General features: G+C 73.4%; 16 protein-coding genes. 6 read left to right on the plus strand and 10 right to left on the minus strand.

Features of this window, described 5'->3' with window-relative positions; translation table 11 throughout:
• Positions 1 to 5: 5 nt before the first annotated feature.
• The gene (xylA, locus tag ACIBBA_RS20260; RefSeq protein WP_357051869.1) at positions 6 to 1,193 is read right to left on the minus strand and encodes a xylose isomerase; all 1,188 of its coding nucleotides are present in this window, start codon (positions 1,191 to 1,193) and stop codon (positions 6 to 8) included.
• A gap of 74 nt (positions 1,194 to 1,267) precedes the next feature.
• Here xylA and ACIBBA_RS20265 point away from each other — a divergent pair, with 74 nt between their 5' ends.
• The gene (locus ACIBBA_RS20265) at positions 1,268 to 2,506 is read left to right on the plus strand and encodes an ROK family protein (RefSeq protein ID WP_396699239.1); all 1,239 of its coding nucleotides are present in this window, start codon (positions 1,268 to 1,270) and stop codon (positions 2,504 to 2,506) included.
• Between the two features lie 166 nt (positions 2,507 to 2,672).
• Positions 2,673 to 4,349, plus strand: a complete 1,677-nt coding sequence (locus ACIBBA_RS20270) for a SpoIIE family protein phosphatase (RefSeq protein WP_396699241.1) — start codon at positions 2,673 to 2,675, stop codon at positions 4,347 to 4,349.
• On the opposite strand, the gene ACIBBA_RS20275 is transcribed toward ACIBBA_RS20270, so the two are convergent.
• A complete protein-coding gene (locus ACIBBA_RS20275) occupies positions 4,350 to 4,892 on the minus strand; it encodes a MarR family winged helix-turn-helix transcriptional regulator (protein WP_396699243.1) in 543 nt (180 codons plus the stop codon).
• Between the two features lie 90 nt (positions 4,893 to 4,982).
• Between ACIBBA_RS20275 and ACIBBA_RS20280 the strand changes: the two genes are divergently transcribed.
• The gene (locus ACIBBA_RS20280) at positions 4,983 to 6,113 is read left to right on the plus strand and encodes a PP2C family protein-serine/threonine phosphatase (RefSeq protein ID WP_396699245.1); all 1,131 of its coding nucleotides are present in this window, start codon (positions 4,983 to 4,985) and stop codon (positions 6,111 to 6,113) included.
• Positions 6,114 to 6,125: 12 nt separating this feature from the next.
• Here ACIBBA_RS20280 and ACIBBA_RS20285 read toward each other — a convergent pair whose 3' ends face one another.
• The 8 genes from ACIBBA_RS20285 to ACIBBA_RS20320 all read right to left on the minus strand — a co-directional run bounded on the left by ACIBBA_RS20285 (position 6,126) and on the right by ACIBBA_RS20320 (position 16,464).
• Positions 6,126 to 7,610, minus strand: coding sequence for a sugar transferase (locus ACIBBA_RS20285; RefSeq protein ID WP_396699247.1), 1,485 nt, complete (start codon positions 7,608 to 7,610; stop codon positions 6,126 to 6,128).
• A gap of 216 nt (positions 7,611 to 7,826) precedes the next feature.
• On the minus strand, positions 7,827 to 9,584 hold the full coding sequence (locus ACIBBA_RS20290; RefSeq protein ID WP_396699249.1) for a substrate-binding domain-containing protein: 1,758 nt from the start codon (positions 9,582 to 9,584) through the stop codon (positions 7,827 to 7,829).
• A gap of 154 nt (positions 9,585 to 9,738) precedes the next feature.
• Positions 9,739 to 10,776, minus strand: coding sequence for a lactonase family protein (locus ACIBBA_RS20295; RefSeq protein ID WP_396699250.1), 1,038 nt, complete (start codon positions 10,774 to 10,776; stop codon positions 9,739 to 9,741).
• Between the two features lie 166 nt (positions 10,777 to 10,942).
• On the minus strand, positions 10,943 to 11,545 hold the full coding sequence (locus ACIBBA_RS20300) for a GTP-binding protein (RefSeq protein ID WP_396699253.1): 603 nt from the start codon (positions 11,543 to 11,545) through the stop codon (positions 10,943 to 10,945).
• Positions 11,526 to 11,912, minus strand: coding sequence for a DUF742 domain-containing protein (locus ACIBBA_RS20305; RefSeq protein WP_396699255.1), 387 nt, complete (start codon positions 11,910 to 11,912; stop codon positions 11,526 to 11,528). Before ACIBBA_RS20305 ends, ACIBBA_RS20300 begins: the two co-directional genes overlap by 20 nt.
• Positions 11,902 to 12,324 carry a roadblock/LC7 domain-containing protein gene (locus ACIBBA_RS20310; RefSeq protein ID WP_350871895.1) on the minus strand — a complete coding sequence of 141 codons (423 nt, stop codon included), beginning with the start codon at positions 12,322 to 12,324 and terminating at the stop codon, positions 11,902 to 11,904. The genes ACIBBA_RS20305 and ACIBBA_RS20310 overlap by 11 nt, the downstream gene beginning before the upstream one ends.
• Positions 12,324 to 14,735: a nitrate- and nitrite sensing domain-containing protein gene (locus ACIBBA_RS20315; protein WP_396699257.1), complete on the minus strand. Its 2,412-nt coding sequence runs from the start codon at positions 14,733 to 14,735 to the stop codon at positions 12,324 to 12,326. Before ACIBBA_RS20315 ends, ACIBBA_RS20310 begins: the two co-directional genes overlap by 1 nt.
• A 238-nt stretch (positions 14,736 to 14,973) precedes the next feature.
• A complete protein-coding gene (locus ACIBBA_RS20320) occupies positions 14,974 to 16,464 on the minus strand; it encodes a catalase (RefSeq protein WP_396699259.1) in 1,491 nt (496 codons plus the stop codon).
• A gap of 253 nt (positions 16,465 to 16,717) precedes the next feature.
• On the opposite strand from ACIBBA_RS20320, the gene ACIBBA_RS20325 reads away from it, so the two are divergent.
• From ACIBBA_RS20325 to ACIBBA_RS20335, 3 genes are all read left to right on the plus strand, one after another.
• On the plus strand, positions 16,718 to 17,317 hold the full coding sequence (locus tag ACIBBA_RS20325; RefSeq protein WP_350871889.1) for a hypothetical protein: 600 nt from the start codon (positions 16,718 to 16,720) through the stop codon (positions 17,315 to 17,317).
• 12 nt (positions 17,318 to 17,329) lie between these two features.
• Positions 17,330 to 18,376, plus strand: coding sequence for a hypothetical protein (locus ACIBBA_RS20330; protein WP_396699262.1), 1,047 nt, complete (start codon positions 17,330 to 17,332; stop codon positions 18,374 to 18,376).
• A gap of 192 nt (positions 18,377 to 18,568) precedes the next feature.
• On the plus strand, positions 18,569 to 20,227 hold the full coding sequence (locus tag ACIBBA_RS20335; protein WP_396699264.1) for a sodium:solute symporter family protein: 1,659 nt from the start codon (positions 18,569 to 18,571) through the stop codon (positions 20,225 to 20,227).

A 20,227-nucleotide genomic window follows, 5' to 3' on the forward strand; every position in this document is an offset into this window, starting at 1 on the left:
CCGCCTCAGCGCGCGCCGAGCAGGTGCTCGACGGCGAGCTGGTTGAGCCGGACGAAGCCGAAGCCCCGGGCCGCGACCGCGTCCACGTCGAACTCCTCGAAGGCGGACCGGTCGGCCAGCAGCTCGGTGTAGCTCTCCCCGTCGCCGAGCGTCGGCACGGCCAGCTCGCCGACCTTGCTGGCGGCGAGCGCCTCGACCACCTCGGGGTCGGCGCGGAACGCCGCGGCCCGCTCCTTGAGCAGCAGGTAGGTCGCCATGTTCGCCTCGGCCGACGCCCACACGCCCGCGATGTCCTCGGTCCGGGACGGCTTGTAGTCGAAGTGCCGCGGCCCGTCGTACGCCGGCCCGCCCGCCGGGCCGCCGTTCTCCAGCAGGTCGACCAGGGCGAACGCGTTCATCAGGTCACCGTGGCCGAAGACCAGGTCCTGGTCGTACTTGATGCCGCGCTGGCCGTTGAGGTCGAGGTGGAACAGCTTGCCCTGCCAGAGCGCCTGGGCGATGCCGTGGGCGTAGTTCAGCCCGGCCATCTGCTCGTGGCCGACCTCCGGGTTGAGGCCGACCAGCTCGGGGTGCGCCAGGGTGGAGATGAAGGCCAGCGCGTGCCCGACGGTGGGCAGCAGGATGTCGCCGCGCGGCTCGTTCGGCTTGGGCTCGAGCGCGAAGCGCAGGTCGTAGCCGCGATCGATGACGTACTGGGTGAGCAGGTCGACGGACTCGCGGTAGCGCTCCAGCGCGGCGCGCACATCCTTGGCCACGTCGTACTCGGAGCCCTCCCGGCCGCCCCACATCACGAAGGTCTTGGCACCCAGCTCGGCGGCCAGGTCGACGTTGCGCAGCACCTTGCGCAGCGCGTAGCGGCGAACCTCGCGGTCGTTGCTGGTGAAGCCGCCGTCCTTGAAGACCGGGTGGGTGAAGAGGTTGGTGGTGACCATCGGCACCACCAGGCCGGTCTCGTCGAGGGCCTTGCGGAACCGGGCGATGTGCTGGTCGCGGGTGGCGGCGTCGACGCCGAACGGGATCAGGTCGTCGTCGTGGAAGGTGATGCCGTATGCGCCGAGCTCGGCGAGCCGGTGCACCGCCTCGACCGGGTCCAGCTCCGGGCGGGTGGCGTCACCGAACGGATCGCGCGCCTGCCAGCCCACGGTCCAGAGCCCGAAGGAGAACTTGTCGGCGGGGGTGGGACGGGGTGCCATGGCAGCCTCCGGGGTGCGGTCAACTATTTGTTCAGCGATTGAATTATTTGCTTGACCTGTGGCAGTGTCAAGGGGTGACGCCTACCTCCACCCCGGCCGGCGCGGTCCGTCAGGGCAGCCTGCGCGAGCTCAACCTCGCCGTGGTGCTCGGCCGGATCGCGGCCGCCGAACGCCCGCCGTCCCGGGCCGACCTGGCCGCCGAGACCGGCCTCACCCGGGCCACCGTCTCCGCGGTGGTCGAGGACCTGATCACCGGTCGGCTGGTCACCGAGGCCGAACCGGCCCCCCGCGCCGGGGCCGGTCGCCCCGCCCGGGGCCTGGTGCTGGCCGGCGACGGCCCGGCCGGGCTCGGCCTGGAGGTCAACGTCGACTATCTCGCCGTCTGCGTGGTGGACCTGGCCGGCCAGCTCCGGCACCACACCGTGCACCGCGCCGACCTGCGTCCGGTCTCCCCCACCGACGCGCTCGCCCGGCTGGTCGAGCTGGCCGGGCGGGCGCGCGCCGACGCCGCAGCGCAGGGCCTCACCCTGGCCGGCGCGGCGCTCGCCGTGCCCGGCCTGGTCGACGACGCGGGCATGGTGCGGCTGGCGCCGAACCTGGGCTGGCGGGACGTGCCCGTACCGGCCGTGCTCGCCGGGCACCCGCCGTTGACCGAGCAGGTCGACGGCGTACCGCCGCTGGTGGTCGACAACGAGGCCAATCTGGCCGCGCTCGGCGAGCTGCACGCCGGCCCCGCCGGGCCCGCCAGCTTCCTGCACATCTCCGGTGAGGTCGGCATCGGCGCCGGGATCGTGCTCGACGGCGCCCTGTTCCGGGGCGCGCGGGGCTGGAGCGGCGAGATCGGGCACATCCCGATCCGTCCCGAGGGGCGGCCGTGCCGATGCGGCGGGCGGGGCTGCCTCGAGCAGTACGCCGGTCAGGAGGCCATCCTGGCCGCCGCCGGCCTGGCCGGGGCCGACCTGCCGGCGGACACCGCCGCGACCCGGCTCGCCGAGCTGGCCGGCGCCGGTGCCGAGCACGCACTGCGCGCGCTGGACGAGGCCGGCGCCGCGCTCGGCGTCGCGGTCGCCAGCGTGGTGAACCTGCTCGACCTGGACACCGTGGTCCTCGGCGGCGGTTACGCCCCGCTCACCCCGTGGCTGCAGTCACCGGTGCTCGCCGAGATCTCCCGCCGGGTGCTGACCGCGGCCTGGTCGCCGGTCACCGTCCGGCCGGCGACGCTCGGTGCGGACGCCGCCGTGCTGGGCGCCGCCGGTTCGGTGGTCCGCCGGATCATCGCGCGGCCCGCCGGCTGGCTGGCCCGGGTCGGCTGACCCACCCCTCGTCGACCTGCGGTCGATCAGCCGGGCGGACGGGCCGCACGCGTGCGCGTTCGAGCGCCGTCCTCGGTACGCTTGCCGGGAGGCAACGATTCCCAGCCGAGGAGTGCAGGACCAGCATGCGGACAGGTCGACAGACCGGGGCGCCCGGCGACCCGCGGTGACCGCGACCCGCCAGGACGGCGTCACCGGTCCGGTCGGCGACGGTGCCGGGAGGCCTCGCCCACCCGCCCCGCGAGCCCCGCGTGCCGCGCCGCCGGGCGACTCGGGGCTGGCCCGGGAGCTGCTGGACGGATTGGCCGAGGCGGTGCTCACCACCGACGGCGCGGGCGTGGTCACCCTGGTCAACGCGATGGCGGCCGAACTGCTCCCGGAGATCGTGCCGGGCGACCCGCTGGCCGGGTGCCCGGTACCCGACCTGGCCCGGGCGGTTCGCGACCGCACCGCCGAGTTCGACACCGAACACCGTGGCCGCCGGTTGCGCGGCGCCCGGCGCGAGCTGGCGGGTGGCCGGTACGCCTGGTACGTCCGGGACGTCACCGAGGAGCACGCGCGCGACGAGGCCCTGCTGGCCGAGCGGTCCCGCACCGCGTTCCTCGCCCAGGCCGGCAGCCGGCTCGGGCTCTCCCTGGACCGGGATCAGGTACTGCGGACCGCCGTCACACTCGCCATCCCCTACCTGGCCGATGCCGCCGTGGCGCTGCACCATCCGCCCCCGCCAGGCGACGCCCGCCCGCACTGGCACCGGTACGCCGACGGTGAGCCGGCCCCGGTCGCCGGCGTGGCGCCGCCGGAGCTGACCGGCGCGCTACCGGGAGTCGCCGAGGCGCTGGCCGGCGAGCCCGTCGAACCGGATGGGTGGCCGGCTGCCGCGCGCGCCGCGCTGGCCCCGCTGCTGCCCGCCGGCTTCGACACCCTCGGCCCGGTGCTGGTCAGCCCGATGCCCGGGCCCGCGGGCGCCGCCGGCGCCCTGCTGCTGCTCCGCCGGGTCGGGCGGCCGGGCTTCGACCGGCGCGACGTCGAGCTGGGCCGCGAGTTCTCGGCCCGGGTCGGAGCCGCCCTGTCCACCGCCGAGCTCTACGACGCGCAGGCACACCTGGCCCGGGTACTGCACGACAGCCTGCTCCCGCCGGCGCTGCCGGCCCTCGCGGGGCTCACCCTCGCCGGCGGCTACCACGCCGCGGGTGACAGCCTGCGCATCGGCGGCGGTTTCTACGACGTCTTCCCCACCGGGCAGGGGGCGATGTTCGCCATCGGCGACGTCAGCGGCAAGGGCGTCGGGGCGGCCGTGCTCACCGGCCGGGTACGCCAGTCGTTGCAGACCCTGCGTCTGGTCGAACAGCGCCCGCTGGAGCTGATCGGGCTGCTCAACCGGGCGCTGCTGGACGCGCCCGACGCCGCCCGGCGCAGCCAGCTCACCAGCCTGCTGCTCGGCGCCCTGGACCGGCTGCCCGCGGGGGGTCTGCGCGTCCGGGTGGCCGGCGGCGGGCACCCGGCACCACTGCTGCGGCGGGCCGACGGGACGGTGACCCCGGTCGCCGTCGGCGGGATGGCGGTCGGCGCGCTGCCCACCGCCCGGTTCGTCGCGACGCAGGTGCGGCTCGCACCGGGTGAGCTGCTGCTGACCTACACCGACGGGGTCACCGGGGCGTGCGGCGGCCCCGACGGCGGGGAGCCGCTCGGAGAGGCGCGGTTGCGGGCGATGCTCGCCGCGGCGGCCGGGCTGCCCCCGGCCGCGCTGGTCGACCGGCTGCTCGGCTCGGTGGACGAGTGGCGGGCCGGGCAGGGCGACGACGATGTGGCGATGCTCGCCGTGAGCCCGGGCGAGCCGGCCTGATCAGGCCGTGCGGGCCACCGGCGGCTCGTCCGCCGGCCATTCGCGGGGCGCCGGGAGTGCGTGGCCCCGGCCGTCGAGCCGCTCCGGCCGGACCGGCACCGGTTCCGCCGGCGCGGACCGCGCCTCCTGCCGGCGGGCCGTCTCGTCGAACTCCCGCATGCCGTGCAGCAGCGCCGTCCGGCCCTCCGGCGTCATCCCGCCGATGATCCGGGCCAGCTGCTCCCGCCGGTCGTCACGAAGTTCGGCGAGGAGCCGGCGAGCCTCCGGGGTGAGGTGCAGCGAGATCTCCCGGCGGTCGAGCCGGCCGGGCTCGCGTTCCAGCATTCCCGCGGCCACCAGCCGGTCGCAGAGCCGGCTGGCCGAGCTGAGAAGCATGTCGAGGCGGCTGGCGAGCCGGCGGAGGTTGATCCCGTCGTGCTGCTCGACCACCATCACCGCCCGCAACTGGGCGCCGGAGACCCGGCTGGTCGTCCGCTCCCGCGCCGCCTCCCACACGGTCAGCAGGGCACCCGCCGCCACGTCCAACGCGGCGGCCATACTCATTTCGGGGTCCGGAGGACCATGCAGTTCGGCCATGGTGGCCCGAGACTACTCCGAAGATGGTGTGGTTGAGCTTGCGATCAAGGAGCGGGCATGAGCGAACCGGTCAACCGGGCACGAGGCGCCCTAACTGACTCGCCCGCCGATCTGCTCGTGGAGCGGATCAGCGAGGTCGTCGCCCGGTCGTACCGGATCACCGAGTGCGAGCTGCTCCAGGTCGACTACCGGCTCGCGGTGCTGATACCGCTGGGCGAGGGCGAGCCGGTCAGCGGTCCCGGCCATCCGGCGTGGCGGTGCTTCGACCACCAGGAGCCGGTGCTCAGCAACGACGTCGGCTACTTCCCGGTGAGCATGCGCGGCGAGCGTCGCGGCGTCCTCCGGCTGTCGCCGGTGCCGGAGGAGCCGACCGTGCTCGGTGAGCTGGCCGAGATCGCCACCGCGCTCGCCCACGAGATCACCGCCGTCTCGGCGGGCACCGACGTCTACCGGGCTGCCCAGCGCAGCCAACGGCTGACCCTCGCCGCCGAGATGCAGTGGGAGCTGCTTCCCGGGCGCAGCCGCAGCCGGCCCGCGTTCAGCCTGGCCGGGCAGCTGGAGCCGGCGTACGCGGTGCGCGGCGACAGCTTCGACTGGTCCGACGACGGGCATCGGCTGTGGCTCTCCACCATCAACGGGATGGGCGAGGGGGTGGCCGCGTCGATGCTCACCGCGCTGGTCACCAGCGCCCTGCGCAACGCCCGTCGGGGCGGGCTCTCCCTGGCCGACCAGGCCGCCCTCGCCGACCAGGCGATCTACGACCTGCACCGGGGCAGCCAGTACCTCTCCGTCCTGCTGATGGAGCTGGACCTGGCCGGTGGGGAGATGACCGTGGTCGACGCCGGCTCCCCCCGGCTGATGCGGCTGCGCGACGGCGAGGTCACCGAGCAGCCGCTGGAGGCGCAGTTCCCGCTCGGCATGTTCGAGGCGACCGACTACCGGGAGCAGCGGTTCACCCTGCGCCGCGGAGATCGGCTCTTCGTGGTCAGCGACGGGGTCGTCGACGCGACCGGGCACCACAAGCGGTACGGCGAGACGGCACTGGAGCGGTTCCTGCGCCGGACCGGGCCGATGGAGCCGTTGGACGCCGTCCGGTCGCTCCTCGGCGACCTGCGCGCGTTCGTCGCCGGCGACCTGGTCGACGACGCCGTGGTGGTCTGCCTGGACTGGACCGGCCCGCAGCCCTGACCGGCGTCTAGCTCAGTAGGCGCCGCGACCGTTGAGCACCGCGCCGAAGGTCTTCCAGAGGATGGTGAGGTCGGCGGCGAGAGACCAGTTCTCGACGTAGTAGAGGTCGAGCCGGATGCCGTCCTCCCAGCTGAGGTCGGACCGGCCGCTGACCTGCCAGAGCCCGGTCATGCCCGGCTTCACCAACAGCCGCCGGGCCACGTCGCCGTCGTAGCGGGCCACCTCGGACGGCAGCGGCGGGCGGGGGCCCACCAGGCTCATCTGACCGAGCAGGACGTTGACCAGCTGCGGCAGCTCGTCCAGCGACCACTTGCGCAGCAGCCGGCCGACCCGGGTGACCCGCGGGTCGTCGCGCATCTTGAACATCAGGCCGTCGGTCTCGTTGCGGGCGACCAGCTCGGCCAGGAGCTCGTCCGCGTTGACCACCATGGTGCGGAACTTCCAGACGCCGAACTCGCGCCCACCCTGGCCGACCCGGGTCTGGCGGAAGATCACCGGCCCCCGGCTGTCCAGCCGGATGGCCAACGCGACGGCCGCGAGCAGCGGCAGCAGCAGCGTCAGCGCCACCGTGGCGGCGGCGCGGTCGACGAACCCCTTGACGAGCTTGCGGACGCCCCGGAACTCGGGCGCCTCGACGTGGATCAGTGGCAGACCGGCGACCGGCCGGGTGTGGATGCGGGGCCCCGCGACGTCGGTCAGCGCGGGCGCCACCACCAGGTCGATGCCGGTCCCCTCGAGCTGCCAGCCGAGCCGGCGCAGCCGGGTGCCGGTCAGCTCGCCGGACGCGGTGACCGCGACGGTGTCCGCGCCGATCGCGGTGGCCGCCTCCGGGATGCCCCGGAACGAGCCGACCACCGGCACGTCGCCCAGCCGCTGCGCCACCGGCGCCAGCAGCGCGTCCGGGATGCACGCCCCGACCACGTGGTAGCCGGCGTACGGCTCGCGGCGCAGGGTGTGCACCAGCTCCAGCACGTGTGCGGTGTCGCCGACCACCAGCACCTTGCGCGACCAGCCGCTGCCCTTGGACCGGGCCCGGTGCAGCCGCTTACGCGCGGCGAACCGGGCCACCTCGAGACCGACCGTGCCGAGCGCGAAGGAGATGCCCAGGAACCCCCGGGAGACGCCGACGTCGGCGATGTAACCGACGATGGCGATCCCGCCGGCGAGGCGCAGGCTCGCCATGCTGACCCGGCGGTACTCGTCGGCGCCGTAACCGATCACCCGGTCGTCATAGCAGCCGAGCGCCTTGAGCGAGACCAGCCAGGCGAGCACCAGCCCCGGGGCGACCAGCACGTACGGGATCTTCGACCCGCTCGGTTCCTCGTTGCCGAAGCGGGCCAGGTAGCCCACCAGCAGCGCGACGGTCAGGACGGTGGTGTCCAGCACCACGAGGACTCGGACGTAGGCCCGCTCGTCGGCGCGCGCCACGAGGCCGGACGGGGTGCCGTCCAGCTTCGACGGCGTCCTGGCGGGGGTCAACAGCGTAGCCGAGGTCACCAGCCCTCCCACTTCGCTCAGGACGGCCCAGGTCGACGATCGGACCCGATGTGGGCCGAGGACGCCGGGGATACGTCGACATCCTGCACCGACAACTATGGTCGCCGATTGCTTCCGACGTATTGCCGTCACTTTTCCCGAGCCCGGCGCTCACGAGAAGGGCCCGCCGTACCGGATCCAGCGGTACGACGGGCCCCTCTTCGACTGTTCGACCAGTCAGCGCGGCGCCGGTGGCCGCAGCGCGATGGCCTTGAGGAAGATGCCGCCGATCTCGGTCGGGTTCTTGGTGACGAAGCTGCCACCGCCGGTGACGTTCGTGATCGAGTCCAGCTCCGCCTTGCTGACGCCCTCACCGATACCGATGATGATGACCTGCACCGGCCGCTCCGGGTCGGCGACCCGCTTCAACTCGGAGAGCAGCTTCTGCTGGCTGATGCCGTTGTCGTCCTCGTTCTTGCCGTCGGTGAAGAGGACCACCGAGTTCACCCGGCCGGCCTGCCAGTCCCGCTGCACCTCCTGGTAGGCGGCGAGCATGGTGTCGTAGAGGCCGGTGTTGCCGTCCGAGGGCCGGATGGTGCTGAGCGCCGCCTCGAGCTTGTCGCGCTGGCCGGAGAGCGGTGCGATGGGGACGAGTTGCTTGTAGTCCCGGTTGCCGACCAGCTTGGTGGAGAACGTCCAGAGCCCGATCGACCAGGAGTCGTCGAAGAGGCTGAGGCCGCGCCGGGCCGCCTCGACCGTGACCTCCTCGCGGGTCCGGTTGTTCGCGGTCGGCACCTCGTCCTTCATCGAGCCGGAGACGTCGATGACGGCGAGCATCCGGCCGGTCTGGGTGGCGATCGACCAGCTGGAGACGACCCGGTCGATCGCGACCGGGTCGAGCCCGCCCGCGGCGGCGCCGCCGTTGGCCGGCGCGGTGGACGGACCGCCGGCCGGGCTCGGCGCGCCCTGCGGCGCCTTGAACCCGTCGCCCCAGTTGCCGTCCGGGGCGCGCAGCGACTGGGCGGCGAGCCGGTCCCGGAAGCCGGGAGTGGTGAGCACCTCGTAGAGCACCCGCGCCGCCGAGGCCTTGGCCGGCTCGATTCCGGGCAGCACCGCGTACGGGTAGTCCAGCGGCGCCGGCGCCGGCTCGAGGTAGAGCGCGGCCAGCTCGACCGGCGGCTTCTTGCTGTTGTACGCGATGACGTCCTCTTCGGAGAGCGCCGCCGCGCCCAACCCGTTCGCGATCGCCGTCGGGTCGGCGGCGGTCGGGAACCGGGCCAGCAGGTCGTTGCGCAGCGCCGAGCGCCCGGTCGCCAACGCGCGCAGCGCGCCGATGGTGGACCGCTGGGAGTCGCCACCGGCCGCGCTGGCCGCCGCGGTCAGCGACATCAGGCCGGAGAGGCCGGCCGCGTCACGGGTGGGTTCGACGATCCCGGTACGCAGGGGCTTGCTGCTGTTGACCTGCTTGAGCAGGTCGCTCCAGCCCAGCTTCGCGCCCGGCCAGCCGATCCGGACGGCGATCGGCTCGGGCATCGCGACGACCACCGGGCTGCGCGCGATCGAGGCGCCGTTGGTCGGGGCGAACGCGGTCGCTTCCTTCTTCAGCCGCAGCAGCCAGGTCGAGGAGTCCGGGATCCAGACGTCCGGGGTGACCGCGGTGCCGCTGGCCTGACCCACGCCGGCCAGGATCGCGCCGTGCTTGGCGGCGACCACGGCGGCGACGTCGACCGGGTCCGAGGCCGAGACATTGACCTTGATGCAGGTGCCGCCGACCGCGGCGCCGTCCTCGGCCCACCGCCCCGCGGCGGCGTCCACCGCGGGTGCCAGTTCGGAGGCCACCGCGACGGAGAGCTGGATCTCGCCGGAACAGGATGGTTGAACGAGCTCCCGATATCCGAACCAGGCTCCCGCCGTCACGGCGACGAGCGCCGTCGCCGAAGCGGCGGCGGCGACTCCACGGAGCTTTGAATGCATGCGATGGCGGCCTGCTGACACGGTGACCATCTTGCGTATCAAGTCGCGTAACTGCCACAACCGTTCGGGTTAAAGTTACGGAGGAGATACAGTTGATCGCTATTTGGATACGGCCAGTGACGGCTTGGCCTCATCGCGTGGCGACGAAGATCCATCAGCCGTGCGGCGCGGCGACTCAGGGCAGGACGCAGGTCGGGCTCGGCACCGGCACCGGCTCGCCGACGGCCGCGGGCACGCCACTGTCGGGATCGACCCGGAACACCCGGATCATGTCGGCCCGCTCGTCGGCGACGTAGAGGTGCTCGCCGATCAGCGCGAAGTGCCGCGGCCACTCTCCGTCGGTGTCCACCTCGGCCGTCAGCTCCGGCTGCTCCCCGCGCAGGTCGAAGACCGCGATCGTGCCGACCCCCCGATTGGCGACGTAGAGGAAGCGGCCGTCCGGCCGCACCGCGACCTCCGACGGCTGCACGTGCCCCGGCCGCCCGCTCGCGTCGACCCGGCCGCGCTGGTGCAGCGACCCGTCGACGGTCAGTTCGTACTCGGTGACCGTCGCGTCCAGCTCGCCGACCAGATAGCAGCGCCGGCCGTCGGGATGCCGGGCCAGGTGCCGCGGCCCCGCGCCGGCGACAGTCCGCACCCGGGGGGCGCGGGGCACCAGCCGGCCGGTCGCCGCGTCCAGGTCGTACCGGTAGACCGAGTCCGTGCCCAGGTCGACCGCGAGCAACGGACCGCCACCCGGGTCCGGGCTGACCATGTGCGCGTGGGCCCGTTCCTGGCGGTCCGGGTCGGGCCCGTGCCCCTCGTGCACCACCAGGTCGCTGCGCTCGCCGGGCACACCCTGCCGGTCCAGCGGAAAGACCGCCACGCTGCCCCCGCCGTAGTTGGCCGCGACGAGATGACCGCCGGTCGGCACGACGGCGAGGTGGCAGGGCTCGGCGCCACCGGTCGGCCGGCTGCCCAGCGGCGTCAGCTCACCGTCGGAACCGACCCGCCAGGCGCTCACCTCGCCGTCGGGGAGTTCGTTCACCGCGTACAGCACGGGCAGGGTGGGGTGGCGGGCGAGGAACGACGGCGAGGCGGTCAGCGCGACGGTGCCCAGCGGGGTCAGTGCGCCGGACGTCGGGTCGCGCCGGGCGGCCAGCACACCGGTCCCCCGCCCACCGCTCTGTGCCGTGTAGCACCCGATGTGGACGACCTCGCCCCGACCGCTCACCGCTACCGCCCTCCGCCGACTCCTGCGTCAGATCCAACCAGAGGGTTGCCCACGAACCCGCCCGGTTAGCCCTCCCGGTACGGCTGACTTCCGCGTCGCCCGGTGCGGCCCGCCCTCGGGGCGAGCCGCGGCCCAGGTCGCGCGGGTGAGGCGCGCGGTGAGCCGGTCAGGCCGCCGGCACCGGCTCGCCCCGCTGCCGGGCCACATGCTCGACCAGCGAGATCAGCACCAGCTTGCCGGACTGCCGCTCCCGCGCGTCGCAGAGCACCAGTGGCACGTGCGGGTCGAGGTCCAGCGCCTGGCGTACGGTCTCCAGGTCGAACCGGCGGGCGTCGTCGAAGCAGTTCACCCCCACCACGAACGGGATGCCCCGCTGCTCGAAGTAGTCGATCGAGGGGAAGCAGTCGGCCAGCCGGCGGGTGTCGGCGAGCACCACCGCACCGAGCGCGCCGAAGGCCAACTCGTCCCAGAGGAACCAGAACCGGTCCTGCCCCGGCGTGCCGAAGAGGTAGAGCTGGAGGTCGTCGTTGATGGTGATCCGCCCGAAGTCCATCGCCACCGTGGTGGTGGACTTCCCCTCCACCCCGGAGAGATCGTCGGTGCCGACCCCGGCGCCGGTCAGGATCTCCTCGGTCTGCAACGGCCGGACCTCGCTCAACGCGCTCACCAGCGTCGTCTTGCCGGCGCCGAAGCCGCCGGCGACGAGGATCTTCAGGGCCAGCGGGATCTGGGGGCCGGCACCCGTCCGGTCATAGCGCACGGAGTCCACTGACCACCGCCTTGAGGATGTCGTCGTGCGGAAGGTGAGCTGCGGTCGGCGGCTCGTGCACCGCGACCAGCCCACGAGCCAGCAGGTCGCCGAGGAGCACCCGGACCACGCCGACCGCGAGGTCCAGCTCGGCCGCCAGCTCCGCCAAGGGAACCGGCCGGTGGGCGAGCTCGACCAGGCGCCGGTGCTCGGGCGGCAGCTGCGGGTCTGCGGCGTCCGGAGGCGACCCGGCCAGCACGAACGCGACCAAATCGAAGCTGTCGGCGGCGGAGCGGACCCGGCCGCCGGTGAGGGTGTAGGGACGGACGACCGGGCCGGCGGCGCCGTCCAGCCACTCGTGCTGCGGCCCGGGCGGCTCAGTCCGCATCGACGGCACCCGCCGTCGACCGGGCCGGCGCACTGAGGTTCTCGCCCACCCGGATGACCAGCATCGCCATCTCGTACGCCACCAGGCCGATGTCCGCGTCGGCATCGCTCACCACGGCCAGGCAGGCGCCCTGCCCGGCGGCCGTGACGAAGAGGTACGCCGACTCCATCTCCACCACCGTCTGCCGCACCGGACCGCCGTCGACGTGCCGGCTCGCGCCCCGGGCCAGGCTGGCGAAGCCGGAGGCCAGGGCGCAGAGGTGCTCGGCGTCGGCGCGGTCCAGCTCGGCGGAGGCACCGAGCAGCAGTCCGTCGCCGGAGAGCACCACCGCCTCGCGGGCGGCCGGTACCCGTTGCACCAGGTCGTCGAGCAGCCAGTCGAGATCGGCGCTCTGCTTCGTCGATTGCCGCACTAGGCGTCCCTCTCTGTCTCGGTCGGGGGTTCGGGTGCCACCGCGGCGTCGGACGGCGCGGGCGGGGCGTCCTCGGGTGGCACCGGGCCGGCCACGTCGGGCGCGGGACCCGGGCGGGCCTCCTCGGCGGCCTGACGCCCCCGGATGGTGCCGGACTGCAACGCCGACATCATCCGGCGCACCTCCTCGGGCGGCCTTGGGGTCGGCGTGTCGCTGGCCGGATGCCGGGGTCGGGCGGCCGGCGGACGCCGGCGGACCCGACGCGGCAGGCCGTCGATCTCGCCCGCGGTCTCCGGGGTGGGCGGGGCGGAGGCTTCCACCGGATCGTCCGGGGCCACCGCACCCGTCGGCCCGACAGCGCCATCGCGCGGCGGCACCGGCGCGGACCGGCCGATGGCCGGCGAGCCGTCGCCCGCGCCGCGGCGCGCGGTGCGGGGCCGGGGCGCGGTGGCGCGCCGCGCGCCGCGCGTCAACCGCCGGTCCGGTCGCCCCGGTCCGCGACCGGGGGTGTCCAGGCCGGCCAGCGCCGGCTCCTCGGTGATCAGGTCGGTGGGCAGCAGCACCACCGCGATCACCCCACCCGCCTCGGACCGGCGCAGGCTCACCCGCACCGCATGCCGGGCCGCCAACCGGGCCACCACGAACAGACCGAGCCGGGCGCTCTCGGCGGGGTCGAACTCGGGCGAGCGGGTCAGCCGGCGGTTGGCGTCGGCCAGCGCCGCGTCCGACATGCCCAGGCCGCGATCGGTGATCTCCAGCGCGTAGCCGTTGGCCACCCGCTCGCCGGAGACCACGACCCGCGTGCCCGGCGGCGAGAACGCGGTGGCGTTCTCGATCAGCTCGGCGAGCAGGTGGATCAGGTCGCCGACCGCGCGCCCGAGCACGCCCGCGGGCTGCGCGGCGGTGATGTCCACCCGGTCGTACGCCTCGACCTCCGAGATCGCCCCGCGGACCAGGTCGACCATCGCGACCGGATTGCGCCACCCCCGGCCGGGCGCGGCACCGGCCAGGATGACCAGGTCCTCGGCGTGCCGGCGGAGCCGGGTGGCCAGGTGGTCCACCTGGAACAGCTCGGCCAGCTCGTCCGGGTCCTCGGTGCCCCGCTCCATCCGGTCCAGCAGGGCGAGCTGCCGGTGCACCAGGCCCTGGCTGCGCCGGGCGATGTTGAGGAAGACCTCGTTGAGCCCCCGTCGCAGGGTGACCTCGTCCACCGCCGCCCGGACCGCGGTCCGCTGCACCTCGGTGAACGCCCGGCCCACCTGGCCGATCTCGTCGTCGCCGTACTCCAGCGCGGGCGCCTCCCGGGCCACGTCGACGTGCTCGCCCCGGCGCAGCCGGGTCACCACGTCGGGCAGCCGGTGCTCGGCCAGCTCCAGGGCGGCGCCGCGTACCCCGGTGAGCCGGCGGGCCAGCGATCGGCCGACCTTCACCGCGACCAGCACCGACACCACGACGGCGACCAGCCCGAGCACCCCCGCGGCGGCGAGCCGGACGAGGATGCGTACCGCGGTCGGCACCGAGCGGTCGGTCAGCCCGTCGGCCGCGGCCAGCTCGAACTCGCGCAACTGTTGCTGGACCGCGTCGTAGCTGGCCTGCCAGGCGGCCGGGTCGACCGGTGGCGCCGCCGAGCGGTCGGCGGCGACCAGGCTGTCCTGCATCGCCTGGAGCCGGACGAAGGCCTCCCCCTCGGTCAGCCGCTGGTACGCCGCCCGGTCCGTCGCCGGCAGGTCGGCCACCGCGTCCCCGGCGAGGAACCGCTGGTTGCCGATGATCTGCACCAGTTGGGCATGCTCGCCCGCGGCGAACCGGCCGGCGGTCAACGCGCCGGCCAGCAGGGCGTCGGCCTGCCCGAGCAGCTCCCGGGAGCGACCGAGCGCGGTCACCGCCAGGGCTTCCCGGTTGAGGTCCGGCTCGGGCAGCGCGGCCATCCCGGCGAACGTCTGGAACGCCGAGGAGATCATTCCGTTGTAGAGGCCAAAGGCGCCGGCACGGTCCAGTTTCCGCTGGTCGATGAAGTCGCGGCCGGAGGGCAGCGCGTCCAGGCCGGTCACCAGCCGGTCGATCCGGGCCTCCAGCGGCCCGTCGGCGGCCTCCCGCAACGCCTCACCCGCGACCCGGCGGCGCAGCTCGTCGATCGCCTGGTCGGTACGCTGCCGCTGCTCGGCCAGGGCGGGCAGCGGCTCGTCGCCGGCGAGCTGCACGACGGTGAGCCGGCGTTCCCGTTGCAGCTCGGCGACGACCGCCTCGCCGGGACGGCCCAGGTCGTAGAGGAAGGTCCGCGCGGCGAGCAGGTCGAGGGCCGGCCCGAAGGTGAGCGTGGTGGCGAAGATCCAGAGCGCCAGCAGCGCGGTGACCGGCACCACGACCAGCGCCGTCAGCTTCGAGCGGATCGGCCAGTCGCGCGTTTTCATCGGACCTCGCCCGGACGTGTGGCAGGAGGGGCTCCGGCGACGGCCGGGCAGCGCTCCCACCGGGGCAGTCTCCCGGCATCGGGCGCCGGGCACCGGCACGGGCGCCTTGGGAAGGATACGTAATCCCGGGCGGATGCACTACCGCCCGTTGCGACTACCACGACGCTCCGGTGTGGACCCCCCGCCAAGCCAGGCGCCCCACCGGTGGTGACCGACGGGACGCCCAGGGCTGGGTCGATCAGGCGTTGACAGGGATGCCGAGCCCGTCGGCGATCCGCCGGCCGTACTGCTCGTCGCACTGGCTGAAGTGCCAGACCATCTTCTCCTGGATGTGCTTGTCACACTGGCCCAGCAGGTTGATCAGGTTCTTCACCAGGTCGTCCCGCTCCCACGCGGGCATGGTGCGGAACCGCTCGCCCGCCTGGGCGTAGTTGTTCTGCCGCTCGAGCGGCGCGCGCATGACCTGCCCGGAGACGAACGGACGGTACTCCCGGTACGACTCGTCGGCCTGCTCCAGGCCGGCCACCGACGACGGCTCGAAGTTGATGTGCGGGTTGGCGCCCCGTTTGTCCACCCGGTACGACATCTGGCCACCGTCCTGGTTCGTGTTGACCTGGACGTCCTCCCGCGGAGCGTTGATCGGCAGCTGGAGGTAGTTCGGGCCGACCCGGTAGCGCTGCGTGTCCGAGTAGGAGAAGGTCCGCCCGACCAGCATCTTGTCGTCGGAGAAGTCGAGGCCGTCGACCAGCACGCCGGTGCCGAACGCGAGCTGCTCGTTCTCGTTGTGGAAGTTGGTGACGTTGCGGTTGAGCGTCATCACGCCGACCGGGCGGAGCGGGAAGGCGTCCTCCGGCCAGGTCTTGGTGTCGTCGAGCGGGTCGAAGTCCAGCTCCGGGTGCTCGTCGTCGCTCATGATCTGGACGTTGAGCTCCCACTGCGGGTACTCGCCGCGCTCGATCGCCTCGTAGAGGTCCTTCGAGGCGTGGCCCAGCTCGGTGGCCTGAATCGTCGCGGCCTGCTCCTCGGTCAGCGACTTGACGCCCTGCCGCGACTTCCAGTGGTACTTGACCAGGACGCCCACGCCGGCGGCGTCGACCAGCCGGTAGGTGTTCACCCCGAAGCCGTCCTGGGTGCGGTAGTTCGCCGGAATGCCGCGCGGGCTGAACAGCCAGGTCAGCATGTGCATCGACTCGGGCGTGTTCGCCATGAAGTCGAAGATCCGGTTCGGCTCCTGGCGGAAGGTGACCGGGTCCGGCTTCAGCGAGTGGATCACGTCCGGGAACTTGATCGCATCGCGGATGAAGAAGACCGGCAGGTTGTTGCCGACCAGGTCCCAGTTGCCGTCCTCGGTGCGGAACTTCACCGCGAAGCCACGCGGGTCACGGGTGGCCTCGGAGGAGTCCCGGCCGCCGATGACCGTGGAGAACCGGACGGTCACCGGGGTCTTCCCGCCCCTGGTCTGGAAGAGCTTGGCCCGGGTGTACGCCGAGGCCGGCTCGTCACCGATCGTCCCGTACGCCTCGAACTCGCCGTGCGCGACGAAGCCGCGGGCGTGCACCACCCGCTCCGGGATGCGCTCCCGGTCGAAGTGGCTGATCTTTTCGAGGAAGTGGTAGTTCTCCAGCGTCGCCGGACCACGCGAGCCGACCGTCCGCTGCTGCTGGTTGTTGTGCACCGGGTGACCCTGACGGGTCGTGAGGACCGGCTTGCCGGCCTGCGGGTCGCTCATCGCTCTCCTCCTGATGGTTTCGCCTGCTGAGGCCCGGGTCGCGGTGGGTGTCGACAGATCGCCCCGGGTCGGGCCCGGCCGGCACCGTCCCAGCCAAGCGCGTTTTCTGGAATGAGTCAAGTTTTCGCGGCCGATGATGCTGGGCGCCGACGCACCCACTCGGACCGCTCCCGGCCGGATCGCGCAGGAAAGTGCCCCGGATCGGGATTGGCGATCAGTGACCCGAGGGAATACCGGTGGCGAAGGAGGAGCCATGTCGCCCACGCAGATAATCGTCATCGTCATCGTCGTACTGGTGATCGCCGCGTTGGCCGCCGCCGGTTGGACGCTGGCCCGGCGCCGGTCGCTGCGCAGCCGGTTCGGGCCGGAGTACGACCGGGTGGTCGCCGAGCAGGACAGCCGCGGCGCCGCCGAGCGCGAGCTGCGGGACCGGGAGCGTCGGCACGCCGAGCTCACGCTCACCCCGCTCGACCCGGAGTCCCGGGCCCGCTACGCCGCCGCCTGGGAGGAACTCCAGGTCCGCTTCATCGACTCCCCGGCCGAAACCGTGGGCGACGCGGACGAACTGGTCACCCGGCTGATCGCGGAGCGGGGCTACCCCACCGGTGACTTCTCGGACCAGATCGCCCACCTCTCCGTCGAGCACGCCCGCACGCTGACCCACTACCGGGACGCGCACGAGATCCACCTGCGCAACACCCGCGGCGAGGCGAGCACCGAGGAGCTGCGGCAGGCCGTCGTGCACTACCGGGCCCTCTTCGCGGACCTGCTCGGCGAGGAGCCGGTGGGACACCAGCCGCCGGAGCAGCGCCACCCGGACACGGACACGCCGCACGACGTCACGAGCCGCTGAGGAGGCCACCGCATGCGCCAGGAGAAGCAGCAGGTGAACGACCACCCCGAGGCCGTCCGATCCCATCCGGTGCCGGTGCCGGGCGCCGACGACCGGAGCGGGCCGGCGGAGGTGCCGGAGGACGCGCTGGACGACCGCGGCACCTTCGACGACCCGGCGGTCGCCGGTGACGCCGACCGGACCGGATACGCCGAACGCGCCGACGCGTCCGGCCGGCGACCGGGCCCGGACGACGACGAACGGGTCGTCCGGGCGGCCGAGCGGGACGCCGACGAGGGCGGCTTCCACGACCCCGGCCCGGTGCCAACCACCTTCGGCGCCCCCACCGTGGGCGGGGCGGTCGCCGCGTCCGCCCTGGCCAGCCCTCGCCCCGAGGACGAACCGGATCCCCGGGACGAGCGCACCGCCTGGCCGGGCGACGGCGCCGAGGAGGGCGAGCGGGAGGGGTTGCGCGCCGACCCGACCGCGGAGCTGCACCGGCGCGACGGCCAGCCGGAGGTCGGGCCCCGCGACAGTGCGGACCTCAACGAGTCGGCGGAGGGTGCCGCCGTGCCGGCCGGCGTCGGTGACGGCGACGCCGAGCGCCGGGGCGACCTGACCCCGCTGGGCGGCGACCCGGGCGCGGGCGCCGCCGGCGCGGCCGGCTACGGCAGCGCGGCGCCCCGGATGGTCGACCCGGACGCGGTCTCCCCGGACGCCGATCCGGCCGCCGCCGGGGCGGGCACCACCGCGACCGGCGACCTCGCGGCCGCCGGGACCTCCCGCCCGGCCGGTTCGACCGTGGCCGCCGAGCCGGCGACCCTCTTCGACGCGGAGATCGCGCAGGGCTTCCGGGACCGCTGGCGGGACGTCCAGCTCCGTTTCGTGGACGACCCACGGGCGGCAGCCGGCGAGGCCCAGGCGCTGGTCGAGGAGGCCATCCAGGCCCTCTCCTCGGCGTTGGCGGCGCAGCGGACCAGCCTCGGCGGTTGGCAGCAGGCCGGCTCCGCGGACACCGAGGAGCTGCGGATGGCGGTCCGCGGCTACCGGGACTTCCTGGACCGGGTGCTCGGCCGCTGACCGATCACGACGGGCGCCCCGGCCGACCGGCCGGGGCGCCCACGTGTGTCCGCGTCACCCGATCGGGTGACGCCGTCCGGGGCGTCCGCGGCGGAGCCGACCCGTATGCACGGTCAGGCGTGGGATTTCGCATTCCGGGTAATAGGGCGCGCGCGGCACATACAGCGGACGTCCGGGCGAAGGGTGACGGCAATGGACGGCGGCGGACTTCGACTCGAGATGAACGCGCTGGACTACCTCCTGCTGGGGCTCTACTTCGTGACCGTCCTCGGCGTCGGCTTCGCCGCCCGCCGCGCGATCCGCACCAGCGTCGACTTCTTCCTCTCCGGCCGCTCGCTGCCGGCCTGGGTGACCGGGCTGGCGTTCGTGTCGGCCAACCTGGGGGCGCTGGAGATCATCGGCATGGCCGCCAACGGCGCCCAGTACGGCGTGATGACGCTGCACTACTACTGGATCGGCGCCGTGCCGGCGATGGTCTTCCTCGGCATCGTGATGATGCCCTTCTACTACGGCTCGAAGGTCCGCAGCGTCCCCGAGTACCTGCGGCTGCGGTTCAACCGGCCGACGCACCTGCTGAACGCGATCAGCTTCGCGGTCGCCCAGGTGCTGATCGCCGGGGTCAACCTCTACGCGCTGGCCCTGGTGATGCAGGCGCTGCTCGGCTGGCCGCTCTGGGTCGCGATCGTGATCGGCGCGGCGATCGTGCTGGCGTACATCACCATCGGCGGTCTCTCCGGCGCGATCTACAACGAGGTGCTCCAGTTCTTCGTGATCCTGGCCGGCCTGATCCCGGTCACCGTGATCGGCCTGGTCAAGGTCGGCGGCGTCTCCGGCCTGATGGACGCGGTCCGCGACTCGAAGCTCGGCGAGGCGGGACTGCACGCCTGGCAGGACACGACCAGCACGGCCAACCCGCTCGGCGCGCACTGGATCGGCATCGTCTTCGGCCTCGGCTTCGTGCTCTCGTTCGGCTACTGGACGACCAACTTCGCCGAGGTGCAGCGGGCGCTGTCGGCGAAGAACATGAGCGCGGCCCGGCGTACGCCGATCATCGCCGCGTACCCGAAGCTGTTCATCCCCCTGGTCACCGTGATCCCCGGCCTGGTGGCCCTGGTCACCGTGCAGGGCCTCGGCGCGGAGAGCGGCGAACTGCAGTACAACAACGCCATCCCGCTGCTGATGCGCGACCTGCTCCCGAACGGTGTGCTCGGCGTCGCGGTCACCGGCCTGCTCGCCTCGTTCATGGCCGGCATGGCGGCCAACGTCAGCGGCTTCAACACCGTGTTCACCTACGACATCTGGCAGGCGTACGTCCGCCGTGACCGGCCCGACGACTACTACCTGCGGATCGGCCGGTACGCCACCATCGCGGCGGTGGTGATCGGCATCGGCACCGCCTTCATCGCGGCCGGGTTCAGCAACATCATGAACTACATCCAGGCCCTCTTCTCCCTCTTCAACGCGCCGCTCTTCGCCACCTTCATCATCGGCATGTTCTGGAAGCGGATGACCGCGCTGGCCGGCTTCTGGTCCCTGCTGCTCGGCACCCTCGCCGCGCTCGCCACCTACCTGCTCTACAAGGGCGGAGTGATCCATTTCAACTCCGACCTGGAGGAGAGCTTCTGGGGCGCCGGCATCGCGTTCGTCACGGTGGCCGTGGTCGCCGCGATCATCACCCCGCTGACCGCCCCGAAGCCCGACGCGGACCTGCGTGGCCTGGTCTACGGCACGGGCGGCATCGACCTGAAGAGCGACGTGCTGGCCGGGGACACCGCCTGGTACCGCTCCCCGGTGCTGCTGGGCGTGATCGCCGTGGCGCTCGCCATCGTGTTCTACATCCCGGTCTTCTAG

It is taken from the genome of Micromonospora sp. NPDC051006 (genome assembly GCF_044456245.1).
GTDB lineage: Bacteria > Actinomycetota > Actinomycetes > Mycobacteriales > Micromonosporaceae > Micromonospora.